Origin of the sequence: Pontiella desulfatans (assembly GCF_900890425.1) — a bacterium.
Classification (GTDB): domain Bacteria; phylum Verrucomicrobiota; class Kiritimatiellia; order Kiritimatiellales; family Pontiellaceae; genus Pontiella; species Pontiella desulfatans.
The window spans coordinates 881077-907072 of the sequence record NZ_CAAHFG010000004.1 but is presented as its reverse complement, the minus strand read 5'-3'; the positions used below and the strand labels follow the sequence as shown (position 1 = coordinate 907072).

General features: G+C 58.9%; 26 protein-coding genes and 1 pseudogene. 11 read left to right on the top strand and 16 right to left on the bottom strand.

The window, feature by feature from the left end; translation table 11 throughout:
* Positions 1–34 precede the first annotated feature (34 nt).
* Together E9954_RS29395 and E9954_RS29390 are read right to left on the bottom strand one after the other, a co-directional pair.
* Entirely contained in the window at positions 35–991 is a 957-nt protein-coding gene (locus tag E9954_RS29395) for a permease (RefSeq protein WP_136082865.1), read from the bottom strand.
* Between the two features lie 91 nt (positions 992–1082).
* The gene (locus E9954_RS29390) at positions 1083–1403 is read right to left on the bottom strand and encodes an ArsR/SmtB family transcription factor (protein ID WP_136082864.1); all 321 of its coding nucleotides are present in this window, start codon (positions 1401–1403) and stop codon (positions 1083–1085) included.
* 556 nt (positions 1404–1959) lie between these two features.
* Between E9954_RS29390 and E9954_RS29385 the strand changes: the two genes are divergently transcribed.
* The 9 genes from E9954_RS29385 (at position 1960) to E9954_RS29345 (ending at position 11545) form a co-directional block, all read left to right on the top strand.
* Positions 1960–2178, top strand: a complete 219-nt coding sequence (locus E9954_RS29385; protein ID WP_136082863.1) for an acetyltransferase — start codon at positions 1960–1962, stop codon at positions 2176–2178.
* 99 nt (positions 2179–2277) lie between these two features.
* Complete coding sequence (locus E9954_RS29380; RefSeq protein ID WP_136082862.1) at positions 2278–3042, top strand: hypothetical protein; 765 nt, start codon at positions 2278–2280, stop codon at positions 3040–3042.
* A 116-nt stretch (positions 3043–3158) separates the two neighbouring features.
* Entirely contained in the window at positions 3159–3881 is a 723-nt protein-coding gene (locus E9954_RS29375; RefSeq protein ID WP_168442680.1) for an MBL fold metallo-hydrolase, read from the top strand.
* An 8-nt stretch (positions 3882–3889) separates the two neighbouring features.
* Complete coding sequence (gene folP, locus E9954_RS29370) at positions 3890–4747, top strand: dihydropteroate synthase (protein ID WP_136082860.1); 858 nt, start codon at positions 3890–3892, stop codon at positions 4745–4747.
* A gap of 2 nt (positions 4748–4749) precedes the next feature.
* The gene (cdaA, locus tag E9954_RS29365) at positions 4750–5613 is read left to right on the top strand and encodes a diadenylate cyclase CdaA (protein WP_136082859.1); all 864 of its coding nucleotides are present in this window, start codon (positions 4750–4752) and stop codon (positions 5611–5613) included.
* Positions 5603–6553: a CdaR family protein gene (locus E9954_RS29360; RefSeq protein WP_136082858.1), complete on the top strand. Its 951-nt coding sequence runs from the start codon at positions 5603–5605 to the stop codon at positions 6551–6553. The genes cdaA and E9954_RS29360 overlap by 11 nt, the downstream gene beginning before the upstream one ends.
* A gap of 12 nt (positions 6554–6565) precedes the next feature.
* Positions 6566–7222: a tetratricopeptide repeat protein gene (locus E9954_RS29355; protein WP_136082857.1), complete on the top strand. Its 657-nt coding sequence runs from the start codon at positions 6566–6568 to the stop codon at positions 7220–7222.
* 95 nt (positions 7223–7317) lie between these two features.
* Positions 7318–9696, top strand: coding sequence for an endopeptidase La (gene lon / locus E9954_RS29350; RefSeq protein WP_136082856.1), 2379 nt, complete (start codon positions 7318–7320; stop codon positions 9694–9696).
* A gap of 61 nt (positions 9697–9757) precedes the next feature.
* On the top strand, positions 9758–11545 hold the full coding sequence (locus tag E9954_RS29345; RefSeq protein WP_136082855.1) for a serpin family protein: 1788 nt from the start codon (positions 9758–9760) through the stop codon (positions 11543–11545).
* A 74-nt stretch (positions 11546–11619) separates the two neighbouring features.
* Here E9954_RS29345 and E9954_RS29340 read toward each other — a convergent pair whose 3' ends face one another.
* The 5 genes from E9954_RS29340 to E9954_RS29320 form a co-directional block, all read right to left on the bottom strand.
* A complete protein-coding gene (locus E9954_RS29340; protein ID WP_136082854.1) occupies positions 11620–12069 on the bottom strand; it encodes a hypothetical protein in 450 nt (149 codons plus the stop codon).
* An 11-nt stretch (positions 12070–12080) separates the two neighbouring features.
* Positions 12081–12740 carry an RNA polymerase sigma factor gene (locus E9954_RS29335; RefSeq protein ID WP_136082853.1) on the bottom strand — a complete coding sequence of 220 codons (660 nt, stop codon included), beginning with the start codon at positions 12738–12740 and terminating at the stop codon, positions 12081–12083.
* A gap of 136 nt (positions 12741–12876) precedes the next feature.
* Positions 12877–13626 (bottom strand): uracil-DNA glycosylase, encoded by a 750-nt coding sequence (locus tag E9954_RS29330; protein WP_187357972.1) that lies wholly within the window; start codon positions 13624–13626, stop codon positions 12877–12879.
* Entirely contained in the window at positions 13626–14546 is a 921-nt protein-coding gene (locus E9954_RS29325) for an RluA family pseudouridine synthase (protein ID WP_136082852.1), read from the bottom strand. Before E9954_RS29325 ends, E9954_RS29330 begins: the two co-directional genes overlap by 1 nt.
* Positions 14547–14550: 4 nt before the next feature.
* Complete coding sequence (locus tag E9954_RS29320; RefSeq protein WP_136082851.1) at positions 14551–15684, bottom strand: ATP-binding protein; 1134 nt, start codon at positions 15682–15684, stop codon at positions 14551–14553.
* Positions 15685–15811: 127 nt separating this feature from the next.
* On the opposite strand from E9954_RS29320, the gene E9954_RS29315 reads away from it, so the two are divergent.
* Positions 15812–16576: a competence/damage-inducible protein A gene (locus E9954_RS29315; protein ID WP_136082850.1), complete on the top strand. Its 765-nt coding sequence runs from the start codon at positions 15812–15814 to the stop codon at positions 16574–16576.
* Between the two features lie 965 nt (positions 16577–17541).
* Here the strand turns inward: E9954_RS29315 and E9954_RS29310 are convergent.
* The 7 genes and pseudogenes from E9954_RS29310 to E9954_RS29280 form a co-directional block, all read right to left on the bottom strand.
* Positions 17542–17742, bottom strand: coding sequence for a hypothetical protein (locus E9954_RS29310; RefSeq protein WP_136082849.1), 201 nt, complete (start codon positions 17740–17742; stop codon positions 17542–17544).
* Positions 17739–18701: an FAD binding domain-containing protein gene (locus E9954_RS29305; protein ID WP_136082848.1), complete on the bottom strand. Its 963-nt coding sequence runs from the start codon at positions 18699–18701 to the stop codon at positions 17739–17741. The genes E9954_RS29310 and E9954_RS29305 overlap by 4 nt, the downstream gene beginning before the upstream one ends.
* On the bottom strand, positions 18698–20860 hold the full coding sequence (locus E9954_RS29300; RefSeq protein ID WP_136082847.1) for a xanthine dehydrogenase family protein molybdopterin-binding subunit: 2163 nt from the start codon (positions 20858–20860) through the stop codon (positions 18698–18700). The genes E9954_RS29305 and E9954_RS29300 overlap by 4 nt, the downstream gene beginning before the upstream one ends.
* Entirely contained in the window at positions 20857–21489 is a 633-nt protein-coding gene (locus E9954_RS29295; protein ID WP_222847363.1) for a (2Fe-2S)-binding protein, read from the bottom strand. Before E9954_RS29295 ends, E9954_RS29300 begins: the two co-directional genes overlap by 4 nt.
* A 12-nt stretch (positions 21490–21501) precedes the next feature.
* The gene (locus tag E9954_RS29290) at positions 21502–22119 is read right to left on the bottom strand and encodes a nucleotidyltransferase family protein (protein ID WP_136082845.1); all 618 of its coding nucleotides are present in this window, start codon (positions 22117–22119) and stop codon (positions 21502–21504) included.
* Positions 22116–22922 carry an XdhC family protein gene (locus E9954_RS29285; protein ID WP_136082844.1) on the bottom strand — a complete coding sequence of 269 codons (807 nt, stop codon included), beginning with the start codon at positions 22920–22922 and terminating at the stop codon, positions 22116–22118. The genes E9954_RS29290 and E9954_RS29285 overlap by 4 nt, the downstream gene beginning before the upstream one ends.
* Positions 22923–23076: 154 nt before the next feature.
* Positions 23077–23268 (bottom strand): annotated as a pseudogene (locus E9954_RS29280) (NTP transferase domain-containing protein); the annotation flags it as partial.
* 483 nt (positions 23269–23751) lie between these two features.
* Here E9954_RS29280 and E9954_RS29275 point away from each other — a divergent pair.
* Positions 23752–23961: a hypothetical protein gene (locus tag E9954_RS29275; protein ID WP_136082842.1), complete on the top strand. Its 210-nt coding sequence runs from the start codon at positions 23752–23754 to the stop codon at positions 23959–23961.
* A gap of 150 nt (positions 23962–24111) precedes the next feature.
* On the opposite strand, the gene rsmB is transcribed toward E9954_RS29275, so the two are convergent.
* On the bottom strand, positions 24112–25383 hold the full coding sequence (gene rsmB, locus E9954_RS29270) for a 16S rRNA (cytosine(967)-C(5))-methyltransferase RsmB (protein ID WP_136082841.1): 1272 nt from the start codon (positions 25381–25383) through the stop codon (positions 24112–24114).
* Positions 25373–25960 carry a CvpA family protein gene (locus tag E9954_RS29265; protein WP_136082840.1) on the bottom strand — a complete coding sequence of 196 codons (588 nt, stop codon included), beginning with the start codon at positions 25958–25960 and terminating at the stop codon, positions 25373–25375. The genes rsmB and E9954_RS29265 overlap by 11 nt, the downstream gene beginning before the upstream one ends.
* Positions 25961–25996: the final 36 nt, after the last annotated feature.

Here is a 25996-nt window from a genome sequence, read left to right as displayed (position 1 = left end):
CCTTCCAAGAAACGGCGCACAGCACCGTTCCACGTTAAAACAACAGATTGAACATCCACCCGACGATCAGGATCCCGATCGACGCCGTCGCCACGAAGATGGCGATCAGGCGCGGCTTCATCACCTTGCGCAAGAGCACCATTTCCGGGACGGAGAGCGCCGTGACGGCCATCATGAAAGCGAGTGCGGTTCCGAGCCCGACGCCTTTTCCAATGAGCGCCTCGGCGATCGGTATAGTCCCCAGCGCATTGGCATAGAGCGGCACGCCGCAGAGCACGGCGATCACGACGCTGAGCGGATTGTCGCTCCCCGCATATTTGGCCAGGATTTCCTCCGGCGCCCACCCGTGGATGGCCGCGCCGATGGCGATGCCGACGAGCAGGTAGATCCAAACCTTCTTGATAATTTCCCGTACGTGTTCACCGGCGTAGGCGAGTCGTTCTTTCTGGGTCATGTCGGGTTTGGTCTTGTTGAAGCCCTCTCCGTTGAACACCTCCTCCTCCAGATGCCCTTCGGGTTTGAAGCGACCAATGATCATGCCGCTGACCACGCCAATCACCACGCCCATTCCGGCATAGGTGAAGGCCACCTTCCAGCCGAAGGCCGCCCATAGCACGGCGAAGGCCGCCTCGTTCACGATCGGCGAGGTGACCAGAAAGGAAAAGGTGACCCCCAACGGAATGCCCGCCTCGATGAAGCCGATGAAGATCGGCACCGACGAGCAGGAACAAAACGGCGTGATGATCCCCATCAGCGATGCGGCCACGTGCGCCTTCGGCCCGTGGATCTTTTCGAGCAGCGCCTTGGTTTTCTGCGGCTGGAAAAACGTGCGCAGGTAGGAGATCAAGAAGATCATGACCGAGAGCAGGATCAGGATTTTGACCGTGTCGTAGAAAAAGAAATGGACGCTCTCGCCCACATGGGTTTCGCGCGAAAGGTGGAAACCGTTCTCCACCAGCAGCGTCATTAGGTTGTCTAGCCAATTGAACATGTCTAATTCTCCGGTCCAAGGTCTAAAGTCAAAAGTCGAATGTCAGGCATCTCCCGACTTTTGACCTTCGACCCTCCGACCTTCGACGCTCCTATTTCAGCAGCTCCGCCTGCGTTTTCGCGTTGTTGGCAAGCACTTCCTCCACGCAATGCATGAAGTTCATCACACAGGGCACCTTCAGGGTGTAGTAGACCTGCTTGCCACGTTTGTCGTCCGCGACAATACCGGCCTGCTTGAGAACGGAAAGGTGCTTGGAGATCGTCGAAAAGTCGGCATCGATCTTATCGACAAACTCGCAGACGCACATTTCGCCCTGTTCGAGCTGCTCCGCCATCCACAGCCGCGTCGGATGGGCCAGTGCCTTGAGCACATTCGCCTTCGCCGTAAAAAGATTTTTTTCCTGCCCGGTCATCGTTCCCTCGGATTTATATTTGGCAAAATAACCAAACGTTCGGGATTGTCAACTCCCCAGAGTCATTTTTTCGGCGAAGACCTGCCCCTCCCAGAACAAACCCCGCTTATAGATGCGGCGGCTAAATATCAGGATTTATTTGCCACAAGAGAGCGCAAAGTTAACAAGGAATTCTCTGTATAGTTCTGAGTTCCATGTGCGCAATTGCTTCTCAATTGTGTGGCCAAACCTTCCCTTCCGAGGATTCACAATATTTAATCGCCGGAGCAATAATACCAAATTAAACTGATTCGTTTTTTTTACCACAGAGGGCACTGAGGCACAGAGGAGCGGGATTGCACTATTTCTCTGTGCTCCATGTCCTCTGTGGAGAGACCATTCAAGCTAAGTTCCTATAAGCGTTCGGTTCCGGGCGATTCCCGACCGGGCTACTCTTGTGCCAATTTCACATTTTTCTCACATATGAAAATAGTTGATGGTCCAAATGAACCCTTTCGAAAAGGTATGGTCGAAAGGTAGTGAAAGGCACAAAACAACAACTACTAGGAGGTATGAAATGTTCCTCAAACATGTACCAACGGGAGACCTGGTCGAGGTGATCGACCTGCCGGATGTCATCAACCCCGGATCGCCGACGATCCGGGCGCGCGCCCACACAGGCGAAATCATCCAGCGCCCTGAAAACTTCCTGAAGTCGGAACTGGCGTTCCCCTCGGGAGAGGCATTGCCGCTATGCTGGAGCGATGCCCACTACTACGAACACGCCGCCGCATAGGCACCAGCCCCGTTTGATTCCCTTCAAACGGGGCCTTCTTTTTGTCGCCATCCCTAACCAGCTTCCTGTAGTTTTCCCGTCTTTCTGAAGGGGAAACGAATGCTCGAATTCTGGCTACCGATGGCGCTGCTGTTTGCGGCGGCAACCATTGCGGCGATCGCGGCGCGGCGCAGGCGCGACCGTTGCCTGAAATATTTCAACCGCGAACCGGTGATGATCCTGATGCAATCGGGCAAATGGCTGTGGGGGCGCTTCATCGCCTATCCCCAGGCCATGGAGCTGGAGTTCGACCACCCCGAAAAAAACGAGTCAGGCCACCGGAAATCCAGCTATGTCCTCTACGCCCCCGAAATCGAAGGAATCAAAAAAATCGTCCAACCACCGCCGCTGGCCGGCACGAAGGAATACGAGCGTTGGCAGAAGGAACTCAGGCGCATTGCCAATCCCTCGCTGGCGCGCCGTTTCCGCCGCGGGCTCTGGAACGTCTTCAACACCCTGCGCGATGCCATCTCGCAATCGCTCGGCATGCTTATTGGCTCGATGAAAAAGGCCACGCCCATGGGCAAGGTGGCCGGTGCGGACAAACGCGCCGGGGAAATCGGCAACACGCTGCTCGAAACCGTGCCCAATGCCTACGAGCCGGTGCTGGAGAAATACCTCAGCAAACAGGTGATCGTGGAAATGCTGGAGGATGGCGCGGTGATCGAGTTTGCCGGGCTGCTGCAGGAATATTCCAGCCGATATCTGTTGCTCCGCAACGTCGCCTATAAACCCGACCTCGACAACGGCGCCGAGTTGCCCGACCGGTTCGACATCATCTTCCCCCGCTCAAAAGCACTCGTCAGGCACTGTGTTGTAATTTAACAGAAGCTCGCAAAGGACGCTAAGAATCTGCTTTGCTGACTTCGCGTACTTAAGCGAAGCGAGTGTAGACAATGGATTTTACTTTTTTAGGAACCGGAACCTCGCACGGCATTCCCATGATTGGATGCACGTGCGGCGTATGCACCTCCACCCAACCGGAAAACAAACGGCGGCGCTGCAGCCTCTATGTCGTGACCGAAGGCCAACACCTCGTCTTCGACACCCCGCCCGACTTCCGCGACCAGGTCTTGAGCTTCGGCGTTGAACGCGTCGATGCCGTGTTCCTGACCCACGCGCACGCCGACCATGTCTTCGGCTTCGACGATGTCCGCCGCTTCAGCGCCCTGCAGGAAAGCCATATCCCCGTCCATGGCTCGGAAGAAACCATCCGGCTCATGCGCAAGAAGTTCGACTATGTCGACCAAGGCTATAATTTCGAAAGCGTGCCGCGCGTCCGGTTCACCGAACAAACCGACGCGGTTGCGGTGGGCGGGGCAACCGTTACCCCCCTGCCCGTCTCGCACGGCAAGGACACCATTTACGGCTTCCTGATCGAAGGAGACGGCAGGCGCATCGGCTATATTCCAGACTGCAACGGCATTCCCCAGACGACGTACGCGTTGCTGACCGATATGGACGCCATGATCCTCGACGGCCTGCGCCCGAAGGAACACCCCACCCACTTCAACATTGAACAATGCGTTGAAAGCCTCGCCCGGATCGGCGCAAAAAAATCCTTCATCACCCACCTCACCCACAACTCCGAACACCACGCCCTCCAAGCCCGGCTCGGAGAAGCCGTAACCGTGCCTTGGGATGGGTTGCGAGTCATGCTATGAATTTAGTCATGACACCAAGGAGAATCCATACCTGGCCGTGCAAGGGACGGACGCTGGTGCTTGGCGAGCGGACGCTGGTGATGGGTATTTTGAATGTCACGCCGGATTCGTTTTCCGATGGCGGCGTCTTTTCCGATCCGGGCAAGGCGGTCGAGCGCGCGCTGGAAATGGTTGCGCAGGGGGCGGACCTCATCGACATCGGCGGCGAGTCGACCCGCCCGGGCGCCGAGCCGGTTCCGGTTTCCGAAGAGATTGAGCGCACCGTTCCCATCATCGGGAAAATCCGCGAGCATTCCGACATCCCGATTTCGATCGATACGATGAAATCAGCTGTTGCGCGCCTCGCCCTGGAGGCCGGTGCGGATATCATCAACGATGTTTCCGCGCTCGAACACGATGCCGGCATGGCGGGGGTTGCGGCGGAATCCGGAGCAGGTGTGGTGCTGATGCACAAGCAGGGTTCGCCGCAGACCATGCAGGACAATCCGACCTATGGCGATGTCGTCGGGGAAGTCCGCAACTATCTGAAGGCCCGCCTGGACTTCGCGGAGCAAGAAGGGATCGGCCGCAACCGCATGGTGATCGACCCGGGCATCGGCTTCGGGAAAACCTTCGCCCACAACCTGGCGCTGCTGCGCGGCCTGCCGCAACTGGCGGAGTGCGGATGCCCGATCCTGGTCGGGGCTTCGCGCAAACGGTTCATCGGCGAGATCCTCGCCCGGGACACCCCGGCGGCGCGGATGGCGGGCAGCCTGGGGGTTGCGGCCTGGGCGGCGGCCCGGGGGGCCCACATTTTGCGGGTGCACGACGTAATCGAAACTTGCGATGTTTGCCGGATCGCGGATACACTTTCTGCCGGTGATTAGTGATGCAGGAATGGAAAGAAGCCTTTGAAGTACCGAATACGCTGGGATGGATCGAGATATTCATCCTGGCCGGCTTGCTTTATTTCGTTTTCCGGCTCTTCCAGGGGACGCGCGGCGCGTCCATCCTTTCGGGGCTGATTGTGCTGTTTGGCATCCTTTCGGCCGTCACCAGCCTCAGCCACCTCGATGTGCTCAACTGGATCCTCTCCAAGCTGATGCTCTATATTACGCTGGCCATCATGGTGATTTTCCAGCCCGAGATCCGGCGGGTGCTCGCGCGCCTGGGCCGCCAACCCTGGCGCAACAATGGAATGGCCTCGCAGAAAAGCCTGGTTGAACCCATCCTGCAGACGGTGAAGCTGCTCTCGAAACGCAAGATCGGCGCCCTGATTGCCATCGAGCGCGAGATTGGAACGCGCGCCATACAGGATACGGGCACCCGGATGAACAGCGCCGTCAGCTCGGAGCTGCTGGCCACGATCTTTTTCCCGCACACCCCGCTGCATGATGGCGGCGTGATTATCTCGGGCGACCGCATTTGCGCCGCCGGGTGCCTTTTCCCGCTTTCGCAGAAAGAGGAGCTGAGCAAGATGCTCGGCACACGCCACCGCGCCGCAATCGGCATTACCGAAGAGACCGACGCCATCGTGATCGTGGTATCGGAGGAGACCGGTGCGGTTTCGATTGCCTACAACGGCCGCCTGCGCCGCGGGCTCAATGCGGAAAAGCTCCACCGGGTCTTGTCGTCGATGCTGCGCCGCGAGCGAACCGGGCTGGCCCGCTTCCGCGAAAAGATACAAACCGGCGAAGCCATGCTCTCCGACACCGTTTTAATGACCCTCAACGAGGAGCAGGATGAAGAATAGCTTCTCCAGATTCTGGATTCAGGTCAACCGCGACAAATGGCTGATCCTGCTTTGCATTGGGCTGGCCTTCTTTGCGTGGCAAGGCATCCGGAAAACCATCGGGCTGGAGCTGCCGGTCTCGAACATCACGGTCGATGTCGCTGTTCCGGAAGGCTGGGCGGTCTGGGAAAAATCGGTGCACCGCGTGAACATCGAGTTCCGTGGCTCGCGCGAGGATTTCCGCTATATGAACAACGAGCAGCTCAAGGTGGTCGTTCCCGTGGCCAACCCCGAGCACGGCAAGGAGATGACCATCAAGCTTTCGGAAAAATTCCTCAAGAACCCGACCGGCGCAAAAGTGGTCAGCTTCAGCCCGTCCGAAATCGTCGTACGGCTCGACCAGGAAAGCGAGCGGTCGTTGCCGGTCAAGGCAGCCATCGAGGGCTCGTTGCCGGCGGGACTTGAGATCGAACGGATTGTCTGTACGCCGGCATCGGTCAGCGTGGCGGGCGCACGCCAAGTGCTGGATGAAATGGAAAACATCCACACCGAACCGGTTGACCTGAAGGATCGCAAGGGTTCGTTCAAGGAGAGCGTACCGATCGCCCTGCCCCAGGCGGGACGCATGCGGGTCGCGCCCGACTGGGTCTCCGTCGAATTTTTCATCGAAGCCCACTCCAGCACGGAAACCTTCGAAAAGATTCCGGTCAGAACCATGTGCGCCCCGGGCGAAAAACGCCAAATCAGCGTACAACCCCTAACGGTGGAAATCATCGTGCAAGGCCAGCAGCAGAAGATCGAGAAACTGCGGGCCTCGGATATTTTTGCCTATGTCGCCTGCCACGACCTGACGGAAAGCGCGGGCTACGACCTGCCGGTGGAGGTCGACCTTCCCACCGGCCTGCAACTCGTCAAAACCGAACCCGCCGTAGTCCATATTGAGATCGGCACGACCCATTAGGAGATTTTTATCATGAAACGCACACTCATCCTCGCAATGGCGGCCCTGCTTTCCACCGGTGCCCTGGCCCAGCAAACCAATACGCCCTCGGGCCTCCAACTCGACAGCAAGACCGACGAGGAGCGCATTGCGTTCCTGCTCAACGTGGCATCCGCCTATTTCGCGGAGGACGATTTCGATTCGGCCATCAGCGCCTACGAGCGCATCCTGGAAATCGACCCGATGCATCAGGAGTCGCGCTACATCGTCGGCCACGTCTACATCAACGCCAAGCAATACGGCAAGGCGGAGAAAATCCTTTCGGAGCTGGTGAAGGATTACCCAGAAGACTTCAAGCTCAAGAACAACCTGGCCTGGCTCTACGCTACGGCCGAAGACCCCTCCTTCCGAGACGGGCAAAAGGCGATCGTCCTCGCCCAGGATGCCATGGTTCTTGCGCCGGACGACCACCACGTCTGGAGCACCTTGGCCGAAGCCTATTATATTACCGGCCAATACGAAAAGGCCTACCGCGCCATCAAGCAGATGGCCAGCCTGGCGGCGGCGCATGGACAGGGCGTCACCAAGGAGCAGGTCGATAACTACAACGAGCAGATCCGCAAGTGCAAACGCGCCTGGGATACGCAGAAGATGATCGAAGGCCGGGAAGACGAAGAGGAAGAAGAGTAGCGCAACACCGCCGCCGCTTCGCCCCCCCCCGGCGCCTTGCCACCGGAAATTCCCGCCCCAAGGCAAACAGCAACAACCAACCCACATTAGATTCTATGAGTGCACAGGAAGACCACAACGACGTCGAGATCGAGATCGTACCCGAGCAGGAAGTCCCCGACCTGCTGCCCGTCATGCCGCTGAAAAACTTTGTCCTCTTCCCCCAGATGGTCGCCCCGCTGGTGATCACCACGGATGAATCGAAGAAACTCGTCTCCGACCTCTCCACCAAATCCCCCCACTTCATCACCGCCCTGCAGCGCAAGGAGGAGATCGACGAAGCCAACCTGACCCAGGACGACATCTACCGCGTCGGCTGCGTTGCCCGCCTGATCAAGACACTCAACTTTCCCGATGGCTCGACGCATGTGCTGGTGGAAGGGATGTCGCGCTGCGAGCTGAAAGACCTGCTCTCGGACGAGGGCTACCCCACCGCGCACTACCGCATGGTCGAGGACGCGAAGGACGACTCGCTCGAAACCGAGGCGCTGGTGCGTAGCGCATCCGAACAGTTCCAGCAGCTCGTCACGATGTCGCCCAACATGCCGGACGAGCTCGCGGTGGCGATCTTCAACATGGGCGCGCCGGAACAGCTCTCGGACCTGATCGCCACCAACCTGCCGATCCCGATCGAGGTCCGCCAGAACCTGCTGGCCGACAACCATCCGGCAAACCGGCTCAAGACCTTGATGGAGTTCCTCAACCGCGAATACCAGATCCTCAAGCTCGGCAACAAGATCGAGAACAAGGTCCACGAAACCTTCACCAAGACCCAACGTGAAATCTTCCTGCGCGAGCAGCTGAAAACCATCCAGAAGGAACTCGGCCAGGACGACCCGCACTCGAACGAAATCCTCGAGCTGGAGAAAAAGCTCGAAGAAGCCCAGCTTCCCGCCGAAGCGGCCGAGGCCGCCGAAAAGGAACTCGATCGCCTCAAGGCCGTGCCGCCCGCCTCGCCGGAGCACGGCGTCATCCGCACCTACCTCGATGTGATGGCCGAGCTCCCCTGGGCCAAGTCGACCGAAGACCAGCTGGATATCCTCGCCGCCGAAAAGATCCTGAACAAGGATCACTATGGCCTGGAAAAGGTCAAGGACCGCATCCTTGAATATCTTTCCGTACTGAAGCTCAAAAGCGATATGAAAGGGCCGATCCTCTGCCTGGCCGGCCCGCCGGGCGTCGGCAAGACCTCGCTGGGGAAATCGGTGGCGCGCGCACTGGGCCGCGAGTTTGTGCGCATGTCGCTCGGCGGCATGCACGACGAGGCGGAGATCCGCGGCCATCGCCGCACCTACATCGGCGCCATGCCCGGCCGCATCATCGAAAGCCTGCGCCGCTGCGGCACCAACAACCCGGTCATCATGCTCGATGAGATCGACAAGGTCGGCAAGGATTTCCGCGGCGATCCCGCCTCGGCCCTGCTCGAAGTGCTCGACCCCGAACAAAACTCCACGTTCCAGGACCATTACCTCGATGTGCAGTTCGACCTTTCGAAGGTGCTCTTCATCACCACCGCCAACATGCTCGACACCATTCCCGGCCCGCTGCGCGACCGCATGGAAGTGATCCGCATCTCCGGCTACACGCTCCAGGAAAAGGTGCACATCGCCCGGCGCTACCTGGTGCCGAAGGCCATCCGCGAGCACGGCCTCAAGCGTACGCAGATCAAGTTCGACAAAGGCGCGCTCGAAGGCATTATTGGCGGCTATACCGCCGAGGCCGGCGTCCGCAACCTGGAGCGGCAGATCGCCAATGTCTGCCGCAAGGTGGCGCGCGGCTTCGCCGAGGGCAAGACCCGCCCGGTCGGGGTGACCGGCAACAAACTCAAGGGGTTCCTCGGCCCGGTCAAGATCGAGAAGGATGTTGCCGAACGCCAGGCGATGCCCGGCGTGGTGACCGGCCTGGCCTGGACGCCCTATGGCGGCGACATCCTCTTCATCGAGGCCACCCGCATGCCCGGCAAGGGCGGACTGATCCTGACCGGCTCGCTGGGCGATGTGATGAAGGAATCCGCCCGCGCGGCCTTGAGCTACCTGCGCGCAAACGCCGGCGTCTTCAAGATCGACGAAACGGTGTTCGCCAAGTCCGACATCCACATCCACGTGCCGGCCGGCGCCACGCCCAAGGACGGCCCATCGGCCGGCGTGGCGATCTCGCTGGCGATCCTTTCGATGCTCAAAGACATCCCCGTGCGCCCCGACCTGGCCATGACCGGCGAGATTTCGCTGCGTGGCCGCGTACTGCCGATCGGCGGACTCAAGGAAAAGGTGCTCGCCGCCTCCCGCGCCGGCATCAGGCACATCATGCTGCCGGAAAAGAACAAGATCGATCTCGAGGAAATTCCTGCGGATATTAAAAAGAAACTGACGTTCAAGAACGTCCAAACCATAGACCAGGCGTTGCGGTATGCGCTGAAACTTTCAGAACAGGAATAAAGCCACGGATTCCTATCGGTGTTAATCCGTGTTCTTCCGTGGCCCAATATAGGAGTCGTCTGTGAAAAGATTTTTTTTGTCCGTTATTACGATCCTCAGTTCAATGGGTGCATTTTGCGAGCCGTTGCCGGCGGATGACATCCTGGAGCTGGTGCGCACCAAGCTGCCGTCCGATCCGCTGGAACTGACCGGCTCGCTCAAGGTACGAACCGCGAATGGGTTCACCAAGGCCAACCTGCCGGTTGGGATGGAGCTGGACTGGGGCGCGGAAACGCCCACCGCGAAATACACCATCGACAAGGAAACGCTCACCATCACCTGGAACAACGATGTGCCCTCCTACGACTTCTCGAACAAAAAGAACAAGCCCACCTCCGACATCCTCGGCACCGGCCTCACCTGGGCCGACTTGAGCTTTTCCGTGCTGTGGTGGCCCAACTCGAAACTGATCGACGAGGAAAAAAAACTCAACCGCCCCAGCCATGTGGTCGATGTGCCCATCCCGGGTTCGAAAAACACCATGCGGCTCTGGATCGAGAAAAACATGGGCATGCTGCTTGAAGCGCAAACGCTCGACCCCAAGGGCAAGGAGCTACGCAAGCTGAAGATTACCAGCATCAAGAAAATGGACGGCATGTGGGTGGCCAAAAACCTCGAACTGCGGGACAAGAAGAGCGGCAGCAAAACCATCCTCGAGATTTCAGACCTCGTCTGGAAAAACCCGAAGCCCAGCGAGGCGGCGTTCGATCCGGCCAGCTCGGTCAACCAGCTCACCTTCGATCTCTATAAGCAGCTCTCCGCACAGGAAGACGGCAACCTGTTCCTCTCGCCCTATGGCGTCGCCTCCGCCCTCGCCATGGTCTATGGCGGCGCGCGCGGCGAAACCGCCCAGCAGATGGACGACACCCTCCATTTCGGCGGCCAGGGCGCCACCCACCCCGCCTTTTCCTTTCTCCGGGAAAAACTCAACGGCATCCAGAAAAAGGGCGACGTTCAACTCAGCGTCGCCAACTCGCTTTGGCCGCAGGAAGACTACACCTTCCTGCCGGACTATCTCGGCATGACGAAGGAATTCTACGGCTCGGAGATCGTGGCCGTTGATTTCAAGGGCGACACCGAGGCCGCGCGCCTGCGGATCAATAATTGGGTCGAAGCCAAGACCATGGATCGCATCAAAAACCTGATTAAGGAAAACATGCTGACCGCTTCGACCAAGCTCGTTCTCGCGAACGCGATCTATTTCAAGGGCAATTGGGCAAACTCGTTTGATCCAAAAATGACGCGCCAAGCCCTCTTCACCGTCAAGCCCGGAACCGAGGCCATGGTTTCCATGATGATGCGGAGCGACGACTTCAATCGGGCGCAGGGCAAGGATTTCCAAGCCCTGGAACTGCCGTATGAAGGGAACGACCTTTCCATGCTCATTCTGCTTCCGGAAAAAGCCGGAGGCCTGCCCGCACTGGAAAACGCGCTGAATGCGGAAACACTGGCCTCGCTGGAATTCAATAAACGCGAGGTGATGGTTCAGCTGCCGAAGTTTAAACAGGAATCCACGCTGGAGCTTGGCCGGCACCTGGCGGCCATGGGCATGCCGTTGGCATTTTCAGACCAAGCCGACCTTTCGGGCATGAATGGCAAGGGCGGGCTTTTCATCGACTGGGTCGTCCACAAGGCGTTTGTTGAGGTGAACGAGGAAGGCACCGAGGCCGCCGCCGCCACTGCGGTAGGCATCCGCCCCACGAGCATGCCGGCCATGTTTATTGCCAACCACCCGTTCCTGTTCCTCATCCGCGAAAACAGCACGGGTACCATCCTCTTCATCGGCCGCGTCGCCGATCCTTCTTCATAAAGTCGCCGAACGCTAAAAGACGAAAGCGGCAGCCCGGAGGTTGCCGCTTTCGCGTTTGAGGAGGAGATGAAATCCTATTCCCGGTACTGGAACCCGACGGGTACCACGGTGCCGTCGCCCCCTTCCGGGGATCTGAAAAGCGGATAGTTGTTCGGGAGTCGGGGATAGGCGCTATTGGTGACCGTCGTGGCTTGTTCGAAGGAAGCCATGTTGCTCGCGGTGGTGTATATGCCGGTGCTTTGGGAGGAGTTGCGGGAGGTCATTCCGGCATACTGCAGGCCAATGAACGCCACGAAAAGCGCCGCAATGCCGTATTTGGGCTCGGCAAAGAACCAGGGCATGTTCATTTCCATGAGCTCGCCGAGCGACCTGCGCTTGCCCGCCTGGGTTTGGCGGACCTGCCGCATGATGTTTTGTTTGTTGCGGGTCATGCGAGCCGTTTCGGGGATCTCGTAGTTTTTAAGGTGCATGAGTTGCCGCAAGAGCACCTCGGCCTCGCTTTCGGCCGTTGCTTCAGTATTCATTTTATCGCCCATCATTTCATGAACTCCGACAGTTCAGATTGCATTTGTCTTCTGGCGTAGAACAATCTCGATCGAACCGTTCCAACCGATGCCCCAACCATTTTCGCTATTTCTTCGTGTGGCACCCCCTGCATATCATGCAACACCACAACGGTTCTGTGCTTCTCTGACAGGTTTTGCAGGGCTTCGTTCAATTTAATTTGAAGTTCCGACAAACTGATGCTGCGCAACGGCGATCCCTTGGAGGTTAGATCGTGGTAGACATCGTCGGTTTTGATGTCCTGGTCGAACGAATCGAGGCTCAAGGCCCGCTTGCGGTTGCGCTTTTTCCTATAGTTTATGGTCTTATTGACCGCGATGCGGTAGAGCCAGGTGTAGAAAGACGACTTTCCGCGGAAGCGCGGCAACGCCTCGAAGGCCTTCACGAAAACCTCCTGGGTCAGATCTTCGGCATCCTCGCGGTTGGAGCACATATTGTAGGTGAGGCCATAGATTTTGCTGTGGTAGCGCTCGACGAGCTGGTCAAACGCATGCACGTCGCCCTGTTGCGCCTTGAGCACCAGTTCATCGTCGGGAGGGCCGGCATCTTCCAGCTCCTCTTCGGAAACTTCCTCGAGAAGCTCCCCGTCCTCCGGAATCTCTTCCGGCTCCAGATTTAGATCAGCAACCATACGTACGCGCCATGTTAAGCCAAAGCGCCCCCCTTGCCAGCAAAAAATGTTCAAGACATGATAAGGATGGACAACGTTCAATATTCAAGACGGAAACGTGGAATGCCGAAGACGGATTCTCCCCAGCCATACTCCCCTACGTCCTCGGCGGCGGCACCCTGCCCAGCTCGGCCAGCACGAGCTTCAGATCGGCCCAGGCATCCTTTTTCTTGGTCGGATCGCGCAAAAGGTAGGACGGGTGGAAGGTCGGCATGAGTTTGATGCCGGCATATTCCTGCCAAACACCGCGCATGCGGGAGATGGCCACGGGCCGGCCCAGCAGCCCTTCCAAGGCCGTTCCGCCCAGGCCGACAATGATCTTCGGCCGAATCAGGCCAATCTGCTGCCGTAGATAGGGCAGGCACAAGTCCATCTCTTCGCGCACCGGCTTGCGGTTGCCCGGCGGGCGGCATTTAACCACGTTGGCGATGTAGATTTCTTCGCGCGCATAGCCCATGGCCTCGATCATTTTGTCAAGAAGCTGACCGGCCTTGCCGACAAACGGCCGCCCCTGCGCGTCCTCGTCCGCCCCCGGGCCTTCGCCGATGAACATGATCGCGGGGGAGTCCCCGTTGCCCTCGCCCGGCACGGTGGCGTTGCGCGTTTGGCACAATTCGCAGTTGGTGCAGGTGGAAACATGCGCGGCAATGGCTTCGAGCGAATCGAAATCGTCGGGGATCGGCGCGGCCTCGACCACCACGACCTCCGGGGTTTCCGGCTCCGGCTCCCTGGCCAGCTCCTCCAGCACGGCACGGTCGACCTCCAGCCGCTGAACGCCCTCGTCGCGCTGGTACAGGAGATAGTTCTCCAAATCCTCGATCAAGCCCTGGTATGTGGTTTCCGCCATTATCCGTTCCGTAGAGATTCCAAAAGTTGGCGCATATCATCGAACAAGGGGGCTTCGAAGGAAAGCCTTTTCCCGGACTCCGGGTGGTTGAACGTGAGCTTGGCGGCGTGCAGCATCTGCCGCCCCGGCTCGACCGGCAACCGGTTTTTCCGGGCGCGGCCATAGACCGTGTCGCCAACGATCGGATGCCGGATGTGCGCCATGTGCACGCGGATCTGGTGCGTGCGCCCCGTCTCGATCCCAACGCGCATGAGCGCCGCTTCGGGAAACTGCTCCACGAGCTCATAGTTCGAGATCGCCTCGCGGCCCTCCTCCTTCAGCACCGCCTGCTTCTTGCGGTGCACCGGATGGCGCCCCAGCAGGGTTTGGATCCGGCCGCTTTTCGGCGGCTCGCCCCAGACCAGGGCGAGGTATTCCTTTTCGGTCTGGCGCCCTTTGAACTGCGCCTGCAGGTGGGCCATCGCCGCCTCGGTCTTGGCCACCACCATCACGCCGCTCGTATCCTTGTCGAGCCGGTGCACGATGCCCGCGCGTTCCAGCGTCTGGAACGCCGGATCGTGGAACAGCAAGCCGTGCAGCAACGTGCCGGATGGATTCCCGGCCGCCGGATGCACCACCAGCCCCGGCGGCTTGTTCAGCACGATCACCGCTTCATCCTCGAAGAGAATGTTAAGCGGCATCTCCTCGGGGATCGCCGCAACCGGTGCCCGGTTCGGGATCGTCCATGCCACCGCGTCGCCCGTCTTCAGCTTTTGGTTGGGTTTGCTGGCCGCGCCGTTCACCGTCACCAGCCCCTCCATAATCAGCGCCTTCCACGCCGAGCGCGAGACCTTCGGCTCCACCGAGGCCAGGAAGGCATCCAGCCGCGACTTCGCCTGACCGTTATCCACTATTAAAGAATGTTGATTCGTCGTTTCCATTGGCCTAGGTGATAAAGGGCAGATAGTTTCCGGGGTGAACCACCTCAAACGTCGCCTCTGGGTATTGTTTCACCCAGTCGGTTGGCGCGCTGGTCTTTCGCGCCTCCTTCCACTTCATCTCGTAACCGCGGAGCTGCCCCCCGGATTCCTCAACCAAGTCGATCTCCTTGCGGTCATACGTTCGCCAAAACCAGGACGACACGAACAGCCCCCCATACTCATTCCGCTTTAACCGCTCGGAAACCACATAGTTTTCCCATAGCAAACCAGCATCATCCCGCAGGCTTAGTGGATTAAAATTATTGATCAGGGCATTCCTTACTCCATTGTCGAAGAAGTAATAGCGATTGCTCTTGGAAAGCTCCTTGCGCAGATTCCGACTAAATCCGTTGCGGTGGAAGATCACAAAAACCTTCTCCAGAAGATCCAGATATCGGGCCACGGTGTTCTTGCTCATACCCAACTGCGTGGCCAGTTCATTGTGCGAAACATCTTTACCAATCTGAAAGGCCAAAAGCTGCAGCAACCGCCTCAGCTTATCCGAGTCGCGAACGTTCTCGTGCGCAAGGATATCCTTGAAGAGATAGACTCCCACCATCGTCGAAAGGTGCCGTTTCCGAAGTGAATCATCCCGAAGCAGCACAACTTCGGGATAACTCCCGTAGACCAACCGCTCCTCAAGGCACGACTCGGTTTCATGGCGGTTTTCCATCGATGCCAACTCTAACTGCGCCAACGGATACATGTGCAAAACATAGCTACGGCCCGTCAATGGCTCGCCAACATCCTTGGCCAACTCGAACGAGGAAGAGCCCGTGGCGATGATTTTCAAATCCGGCACATGATCGATCAGTAATTTAAGGTTTCGCCCGATTTTCCGAATGCTCTGGGCCTCGTCAACCACCAGTAACCGATTGGCTCCAACAAACGCCTTCAACCGTTCCACTGAATGGCTCTCCAAAGCATCCCGAACGGCTAAATCCTCACCATCGACATAAAGATAGGATTCATTGACCGACTCGCAATAGCGTTTAACCAGCGTTGTTTTTCCGGTCTGGCGCGCACCGTAAACAATCAAAGCCTTACCCGGAAGTACCAGCTTCTCCAGGTTTTTCAGTTGTGCCTGTGGAACATACATGGTTTTTCGCCCCAAAACTGACCGTATTCCAACAAATACAGTCATGACGATGACCGTATTATTCAAAATTCGGTCAGCTGTCAATTAATCTTGTACCCTCAGGTCTCCTTCCGCAGACTGCGACACCATGAACTTTCAAGCAGAACTCATTTCGATCGGCAACGAGCTGCTCAGCGGACGCACGCTCAACACCCACGGGCGCGACCTCGGCGAAGCGCTCTCGGCCATCGGACTGCAGTTGTCCCGCGACACCACCATTCCCGACGACATCCCCACCATAGGCAGCGCCGTCGATGAAGCCCTCGACCGGGTCGACCTCGTCTTCGTGAGCGGCGGCCTCGGCCCCACGATCGACGACATCACCCGCGATGCGCTCGCCAAACTGCTCGGCCAGAAAATCATCATCGACCAACCGACCGTGGAATACTTGAAAAGCTGGTACGAGAAGCGAGGCCGCACCGTCACGCTGGCCGCCACCCGGCAGGCGCAGGTGCTGGAATCCGCGAACGTCCTACCCAACTCCGTCGGCGCCGCCCCCGGCCAGCGCATCGAATTGGCCAATGGGAAAACCCTGTTTGTCCTGCCCGGGCCACCGAACGAATTCAATGCCATTTTAAGCGAGAAAATCATCCCCTGGCTCAAGGAAACCTATGCCGATGCCCGCCCCAACCTCGTATCCACCGTCCGCACCAAAGGCATCGGCGAATCGGATATCGTCACCATTCTCGAAGAAGCCGGCTTCGCCCCGAAGAACGTAGACCTTGGCTTCTATCCCTCCATGGGCAAGGTCGAAATCCGACTAACCGCCAATCCCGACCACGAACTCCAGCTCGTGGAAGCCGAGCAAACCCTCCACAAACTCCTCACCAACCACCTCGACCTCTTCGACTAAATCCCGATTTCTGGCGGCGCAGAAAACCAAAACGACGAATTAGGCGGACCGCCCCTTTTCCTAGACCACAGCCTAGCTCTTCATAAATCATGAGCCGCTGTGTAGAGGGCGAGGTTCCATCCGAGCCGCCCGCCGCAAGGTTCTTTCGTGGAGGGGGTAAAAGGGTCAAAGTACCAGAGTTGATACATTAGATAATTTAAGAAAAGTTCGAGCAGCCGAACCTTCCCCCTGCTTCCCGGTGATGAGTGCGGGAAGAGAGTCCCCTCCCCGCTGCGGACAACGGGCATTAACCCGCCTACCCCTCTACTACGGGTCGATCCGACTACCAGAGCATCATACCGCCTCGTCACCTCTTCGGCTTCCTCGGCGGCTTCTGCGGAATGCTCCGGTTCTCCCAAGTTCCGCCTTAAACAATTCATTCACCCGCCACGGCCTGAGACCCCGGCACGCCGTGCAACCCTCGCCTCTATCGGGAGGCACGATACTGGCTTCCGGGATATGAAACCCTTGGCCCTGTGCAACAATGGAAAATTTCGGGGCTTACTGCCTTCACTTCCGTTGTGGCTGACGAACTGCTATTCCTGCAGCTTCAACCGATTCGTTAACTCCTCAACCGTGCAGGTCTATTCCATGCCGGCGGCTAACCTTTGCATGGGCTGGATTGGCCAGCTTGTCTAAAACAGCTTTGCTTGGCGCACTCATATTACTCCTTTATTCCCAGTATTCCGATGCTACGGAAACAAAAGATAGCAGGATGTGGATAAGAGTGAAAAAAACTTTTCGGCGCTGCGGTTAATGGGATGATGTTCGAAGAGGGAATGGAGCGGCGGTTCCCGGAATCGATGAAACCTTGGCGGTGGACGTGTAGGACGTGGCTCTCCAACGGAGGGCGCGTGATCCTCGGGTTCAACGCGGCCTTTGCTGCGCAAAGAACCGCGTCCTGCAAGGGGCATTCCTTTTCCGTACTATTCCTTAAAACAGCCGCGCTCGCAGTTGCTGCATTCGATCAGGTTGACGACCTGGTCGTCGGGGCCGAATTCGGCGCCGGTGAGGCAGCACCAAAAGTGGCCTTCCCAGCCGGTGTCGGGCTTTTCGGTGAACGCATGCTCGCGGAGTGCGGGGACATGCAGTTTCTTGGTTTCAAGATAGAAGCACTGCTGGCTCATGACTGACCTCCCAACGCGATGATTGCCCGCTTGGCCATGGTTTTTGCAAGGGGCACCTTGTATCGGTTGTGTTCCGAGGTTTGCGCCCCTTCGAGCAGGGCGGCGGCGACTTCCTCCACGCCCGATTGGGTCAGGCGCATCCCTTCGAGTTGCTTAACCGCCCGTGCATGGGTGTAGGGCACCGGCGAGACGACGCCGAAATAGAGCCGCACATGGCTCAACACGTTGTTTTCCAGGTTCGCCGCCACGGCGCAGCTGACCAGCGCCCAGTCGAAGGTTTCCTTTTCCGAGATCTGGACATAGGAACTGCATGTGCGTTGCTTGGGCACCGTAACGGATACCACCAGTTCATCGGGCTTGAGCGAGTTGTGCGCCCGCGGGTTGAGGTCGGCATCTTCGTAGAATGCTTCCATCGTCAATTCGCGAACCTGCCCCTTGCGCATCACCTGCACCGTGGCATCGAGGGCGGAGAGCGCAACGCCCAAATTGGAAACCACCGGGCTGATGCAGGCACCCTCGGCAAAGATGGAATGGAACTTGTTGATGCCGCTGCGGGCGTAGCATTGCGATCCGCCGTTCTTCAGGCATTTGACATCGGGGTGGCGGTAATACCAGCAGCGGCTGTGCTGGGCCAGGTTTCCACCGATCGTTGCCAGGTTGCGGATCTGCGGCGAGCCGACATGTTCCGCCGCCTGCACGAGTCCGGGAATCGATTGCTTCAGCCCCGCATGGTTTTCAATATCGACCAACCGCACCGCGCCACCCAGTTTCCAATGGGCACCTTCATCGCTGATGGAGCGGTCGAGGCCGGAGACATCGATGACGCGTTTCGGCGAGTCGATGTAGTCCTTCATTTCGCCGAGCAGGTCGATGCCGCCCCCATGGAAGCGCGTGTCCCGATCGGCGGCGGCGCAGGCGCTCTCGGCGGTCTGGGCCTTTATGTATTCAAAGTTATTCATGCCGGAAGCTCCTGTTGGTCGAGGTTGATGAAGTCGCCGGTTTTGGAGATGGAGGCGACGCGATCCCACGCAATGTTTTGTTCCGCCCCGGGCGTTCCATTCAGCGCATCGAGCACCTTGGCCGGCGTGATGGGCAGGCTGGTCATGCGTATGCCGATGGCATTGCTGACCGCATTGGCGATCGCCGCCGCCGTGGGCACCGTTACCGGTTCGCCGATGCCGATCACACCACGCTCGGGCATGTTCTGGAACGTGACGTCAATCTCGGGCATATCGGCCAGCGTGGGGAGTTTGTAGGTCTCGAAATTCGGATTGAGCGGAACACCGGTGGCATCATCCATCACGCGCTCTTCATAGAGCGCATAGCTGATGCCCATGATGATGCCGCCGTTGGCCTGGCTTTCCGCCGTTTGGAGGTTCACCAGCAGGCCGCAGTCCTGGACACAGGTGATTTTCTTGACCTTGATGAATCCGGTCTCGGTATCCACCTCGACCTCGGCCATTTGCACGCCGGCGGTTCCGTTGCCGGAAAGGCCCTCGCGCCATTTTCCCTGCACCACCAATGGATCGGGGCCGATTTTTGAACAGGCTTTCTTCCAGTTCTTTCCGGTGACGTCGGACATGCCGGAAGCCAGCCGGAGTTCTTCGATGGTGTTGTCGCACGCCACCTTGACGGCCGGCATGACCGACGGCGAAGTGGTGCTGCCCCCGCTGCCGCCGGACGGTGGAAAGTTGGTGTCGCCGCAACGGGAAACGATATCGGTTGGATCAAGCCCGAGCGTCTCGGCCGCCACGACGGCCATGGAGGTTTTGGTGGCGGTGCCCAGATCCTGCGTGCCGCAACGGACTTCAACACTGCCGTCTTCGCCGACGATCACTTCGGCGGTGGAGTTCTTGCCCCCGCCGCCCCATTCGCCGGTGGCCACACCGACGCCGGATTTAACCGCGCCTTTCGAGCTGCCCGGTTTTTTGAATTTCTTTTTCCATTCAAACCGTTCCGCCGCAAGGTCGAACTGGCTCAGCCGCACCTCATGCGCAGTATTCATTTTGCGGAACTCCACCGGATCCATGCCGAGCTTATCGCAAAGCTCCTGCATCGCGGTCTCCATGCCGAAACAACCCTGGGGGTGCTGCGGCGCGCGGAAGGCGCGTGCCGAGCCGGCATGGATGGCCACGCCGAACTGCGAGGTTTTCACCGGGCGAACGTCGTAGACATACGGCGTCTTGAACCCGGCTCCTCCGCCGCCCCCGGCGGTGGCTCCGCCGCTGGCATATCCCGCCGAGCCAAAGCCAATGTTTTCATAGGCGACCAGCTTGCCGCTTTTGTCGGCCGCGATTTTTATCTTTTGGTAGGAACCCGGCCGGTTGCCTACCGAGTGGTGGTTGTCGAACCGCGAGAGCATGAGCTTGACCGGTTTCTTCGTTGCCTTGGAAAGCCGCGCGCAGGCCAGCCCCTCGACCCCGGAGCCAAACTTGGCGCCGAAACCCCCGCCCATGAATTCGGAGATTACGCGCACCTGGCTGGAAGGAACATCAAGCGCCTTGGCAATGGCGTTCTTTACGCTGCTGATGGCCTGGGTCGATGCCCAGACCGTAACGTTGCCGTCCGCACCCCAGTCAATCACATGGCCATGGGTTTCAAGGGGGTGGTGGATTTCGGCCTGGGTCATGACGGTGACTTCGGCCACCACGTCCGCCTTTGCAAAGGCTTCATCGGGGTTGGCCCGTTCGCGGGTTTTCGGGGTGGAGAGATTGGTTCGCCCTTTGAAAACCTCGGGCGCACCCTCCTCGATCGACTTCATGGGATCGACCACATGCGGGCGGACGGTGGCTTTGAGCTTGATGGCGCGGATGGCTTCTTCCGCAATCTCCGGGGTGGCGGCCGCAACCGCGGCAATTTCCTGCCCATAAAAACGGATGTCGCGCGGGACATCCTGCACCAGCACGGCGGCCTCGACCCCGGGCATGTCCAACGCCGGTTGAAGATCGATTTCCTCCAGCCGTGCCGCCGGCCATTTGGAGCGCAGCATCATGCCGTACAGCATGCCTTTCGGATGTTGGTCGTAGGTATATTTTGCGCGGCCGGTGACCTTCTCTTTGGCATCGACGCGGACGGTACGTTTGCTCAGGTGCTTTGTCTCTTTGGGCCAACCACTCATGACTCCACCTCCTTGCGTCCGGCGGCGGCGCGGGCGGCCTTGAGGACGTGCGGATAGGTGCCGCAGCGGCAAAGGTGGCCGGAGCAGGCTTTGCCGATTTGCTCGTCGGTGGCTTTCGGCGCCACCTCAAGCAACCGGGTGAGGGACGTCACGAATCCCGGTGTGCAGAAGCCGCACTGCATGGCATCGTGTTGCACGAATTCTTCCTGGAGCTTGTTCATCTTGCCGTTGGGCGAGATGCCCTCGATTGTCCGGATCTTGCGGCCTTGGACGGCGACGGCCAGCATCATGCAGGCGTTGATGGGGTCGCCATCGAGCAGCACCGTGCAGGCGCCGCATTGGGCGCGGTCGCACACTTCCTTTGCGCCGGTGAGGTCGAGTTCGTTGCGCAATACATCCAGCAGGGTAACGCGCGGCTCCACCGTCACCCTATGCACCTTGCCATTCACGTTCAGCTCGATGGCAACGGGATGGGGCCCGAGTGGTTTTTCCTTCCGGTCTTGCTCCATTTGGGCCGCGGCTTCGTTCATGCCGCCGGCCAGGGCGGCCGTGGCGGTTGGCACGGCGGTTTTGATCAGCCCGCGCCGCGAAAAGCGGAACGGTCCATCGTCTTTGTTCGGTTCCTTCATGGGCATCTCCAGTTAGAGGCGTGAAAGCTGCTCCCGATAGGCGGCCGGGGTGTCCATATCCGTGACCACGCCACGGTCGTCGACTTTGAGCAGTGAGCGTTGATTGTTGTGTTCTTCCAGAAAATGTTTGAGCGTCGGGCCCTGGAATCCGGCGAGCTGTTCGGCAACGCTGCGGGGAAGCAGGACGGGATGGCCGCGCCGACCATTGAATGAGGGCTGCAGAATGGATTGGGGATTGCGTTCCGCCTCGTTGGCCAATGCCTCAAACGTTGGTGGCTGGATAAGCACTTGGTCGATGAGTGCGATGCCGACGGTGGAATAGGGATGCTTCAGGATGCCGGCAACGCCGCACTGGATCGAGAGGAGCATTTCACAGTCGGGGGCGCTTGGATTGATGATCCGTTGGTGGCCGGGCCATCCGATGGATTCCAGCTCGGTGGTTAGTGCCACATCGATGGGGCGGGTGACGATCCAGGGATCGATGCCCTCGACCTGTTCCAGCAACGAGTAATGGTGGGCAACAACCGTTTTTCCCTGCCACGGCAACAAGGCTTTGTCGCGCCCCATGCGGCGGGAGGCGCCGGCGGCGAGGAAGAGCAGGGCCATCGGGCTGGAGATCGTTGCATTCATTTCAACCGCATGTGCCCTCCGCGCGCGCCCCGGGTGACCTGCAGGATTTCCGCCATGATCGACACCGCGATTTCCGCCGGCGATTCCGAGCCAATATCGAGCCCGATGGGGGCGTAGACCTTTTCCAGCTCGCTTTTGGAAAAGCCCTCCTCTTCCAGGCTGCTAAGCACCATCGAAACCTTGCGTTCGCTGCCAATCATGCCGAGATACGCGAGCCTCGGAGCCGGATTGCGGTTGAGAATGGAACGCAGTGCGGCCCGGTCTTCGGGATGCCCTTTGCTGACCAGCACCATGCAATCCCCACGTTGAAACGCGAACCGGTCCAGGGCGTTGGCTTCCGTGCAAAGGTGGAGACGTTCGTCCCGATAGAAGGACGTATCGAAGAGTTCCTCCCGGTCGTCAAAAACGGTGACGGGCCAGCCGCAGTTCAAGGCCAGTTCCGCCAGCGCCTGGCCGCAGTGGCCTGCCCCGGAAATCAAGAGTCGCTGTTTCATGGCATGGGGCTCCAGTAAGACGGTGACCTCTCCTCCGCAGATTGCTCCAAAGGACTCGTTGTCGTGTTCGTGCAAAGGAAAGGTTCTGGTTTCCAACTCCCCGGTGGCGAGCGTTTGAGCTGCGGCTTCCACCACCAACGATTCAAATTTTCCGCCGCCGATGGTGCCGCTGATCGAGCCGTCGGACCGAACCAGCATCTTCGCCCCTTTTTCGCGGGGGGTGGAGCCCTTCGTTCCAATGACGGTCGCCACCACAAACGGAGTCCCGTTGCGAAGCTCTTGCAGCAATGCTGGATAGATGTCACTCATAAAAACGTTTAACCAGCCAGTATACTAAACAGCCAAAATCGGATCATCAATACCTATGTTTGATTTTTCCGGTAGCGCTCAACGTCGTCGTGGGTGTTGAGGTTATGGTACCAGTTGCCTTTGCTTTCGAGGTAGAGGACGTCGATGCGGTCGGCTAGGGCAAAGACCGCGCGCTTGCCTTGCCGCTGAGCTCCTCGATCTGGGGCACGAGCGACTTGCGGTAGACCGCGAACAGCGGTTGCTTTTTCCCGTCCTGCATCAGCACGACGGCATCGTGGTTGCGGGCTTCGCCCAGCATGAGGCGCACAAACGGGAGGTGGACATCGGGTACATCGCAGGTGGTGGCAAAGTTGAGTTCGGCTAAGGGGTCGGGCTAAGGGGTCCTTTGATCTTTGTGTTTGATGAACTAAGGGTCACCCAAGAGGCTCCGAATGGCGTTGGAAAAAGGGAGAGAATCCCAGGGTTTGATGCAAAAGATCACGAACGGTTTTGGGGGCGCGCGGTGGTTGCCCGTTCGGCGGGGCAGGCGGGACGCCTTCGGTACAGCAAGTGGTGCGTCAGCGGGCGTTGCCATTTCCTTGCGGAGAATGGTTGGTGCGGGAGCGGGAAGATTCCTGTCCCCGCTCCGTTGGAACCGCCCATCGATCCTGTCCATCTGGTTATCCGGTCAAAAATTAAAAGGGTCGTTAAAAGGGTCGGTCTGCCTAAATCATTATTGTGTTTTTCAGCTCCTGCAGAAGGCTGAATTTTATTCCTCTACTTCTCGATCGTTGCAGGAAAAGTTCGAGCAGCCGTCCCGGCAGCCCCGCGTGCCAGCAAGGTCGGCAAGATGCCGGCGATACGAAACCGCCCCCGACACAACACCTGGCCGCTGTTTCTCGAATGGGTAAACAAACCTGCGCGCAGCATAGCAAGCGCCTTGGACTGCGGCATCGGCGATGCCGCTCTGCCTGTACGCCGCAACCATAGGCGGGAAAACGGAGACGCCGTCTCCGTACTCCAGGGCGGCTCCGCCGCTAGCTATTGCTCCGTCGATTAAATATTGTGAATTCTCAGCAGGAAAGGTTTGGCCACGAGAGAGCGCATAGAACTCAGAACCATTGAGAATTCCTTGTTATCTTTGCGCTCTCTTGTGGCAAATAAATCCCGACATTTAGCCGCCGCATCTATAATTGGCATTTCGTGGTTGCTACTTTTTCCGCAGCAGCGCCGCGAAGGCGCCGTCGGTGCCGGAGTCGGGCGGGAAGGCCTTGCCGGTTTTGACGAGGCGGAAGTCGGGGTGGTCGCGCACCCAGCGGGCCACGAGGTTTTCGTTTTCCTCGGCTTCGAGGCTGCAGGTGCTGTAGACGATTCGCCCCTTTTCTTTCAACATTCGCGCGCAGGCGTCGAGGATTTCGTGTTGGAGTTTGGTGATGGTGCCGATGCGCTCTTCGTCGATGCGCCAGCGGGCGTCGGCGCGGCGCTTGAGGACTCCGGTGTTGGTGCAGGGCACATCGAGCAGGATGGCGTCGAACTGTCTTTCACCCAGCGTGGTTTCCGGATGCCGCGCATCGCCCTTGACGATTTCGATCCAGTCGAGGTTGAGGCGCTTTTGGTTTTCCTTGAGCACGTCGATTCGGTCGTCGTGCATATCCATGGCAACCAGCTCGCCCTTCCCTTTCATGCGGCCGGCCATCATGGCGGTCTTGCCGCCGGGGGCGGCGCAGGCGTCGAGCACGGCTTCGCCGGGGCGCGGCGCGAGCAGATCGACGGAGACGGAGGTGGCGGGATCCTGGACGGTGAACCAGCCTTCATCGTAACCGGGCACCTTGCGGACGGCGACGCCGCGCGGCAGGATGAGGAAGATCTCCTTATCGGAATAGGGATGCATCAGCGGCTCAATGTCGGCCTCGCGCAACTTGTCGATGAATTCGGCGGCATCGACGGCGGCCTGCTCGATGCGCAGGATGGTGGCCGGGGGCTCGTTGTTCCATTTGGCCAGCTCGAGGGTATCGGCCTCGCCGTATTGCTGCGTCCACCGCTCCATCAGGAATTCGGGGTGGGAGAGGCGGATGTGGGCAGGCTGCTTTTCGAGTTCGGCCAGCACCTGTTCCTTTTCGCGCTGGGCGCGGCGCAGGACGGCGTTGATCATTTTCGAGGCGCCGGTTCCGCCGGGATGGTCCTTGGCGGCGTTGACGGTTTCCGAGATGGCGGCGTATTGCTCGACATTGTCCATGAAGAGGAGCTGGTATAGCCCGACCTGCAGGACGGCCTTGAAGAATAGGCGGGGCGGGCGGTCGACCCACTTCCGCTCGATCCAGCGCAGGATGTTTTGGTTCCGGACGACGCCATTGACGACCTCGAGAACGAAGGCGTGGTCGTGTTGAAGGGTGGCCAGCTTCCGGTCGGGGAAGCTTTGGTCCTCCATCCATTGGCAGATGATTTCGGCGGCGACGAGCCGGCTGTTTCTTTTAGCGGACATTATGTTGTTGTTCCTCTTCCAGTTGCCCGGCCTCTTCCTGTTCCAGGAGCTTCTTTTTGATCAGTTGGATGTTTTCTTCAAGGACGGGTGCCAGGCGGGGCTGGATCCGGGGCACCAGGGTTTGGCAAACAAACTGGCCAATGAACGACTTTACACCAATCCGTCCGGAAACCCTTCCGGTGGTATCGACCATCACCAGCAGGATCAGGACGACCAGTGCCGTGAGCAGGCCGCGCACGAGGCCGAGGAAAAAACCATAGACGCCGTCGGCGATTTCGGAACTCTGCGCCTTGAGCATCTTGGCCAACACCCTGCTGAACACGACGAACGCAAAAATGGCCAGGACCGCCATGCCGGCGAGGATCAGCCACATGAGATAGGTTTCCTCAACGCTCCGGAACAGCCGCCGGTAGTAGCTGAAAATCGTCGGATACGCAAAAAACAGGAATCCGCCCATGATCAGGAAGCTCAGGATATGGGCCACCTGTGCCGCAAAACCCTTCTGGAAACCGCTCCATGCAAAAAACACGGCGACCGCCACAAAGGCCACATCAATCAAACTCAACCATTCAGGCATTGTCCATCCTCCTCGGTATTTCCAAACGCGGGAACT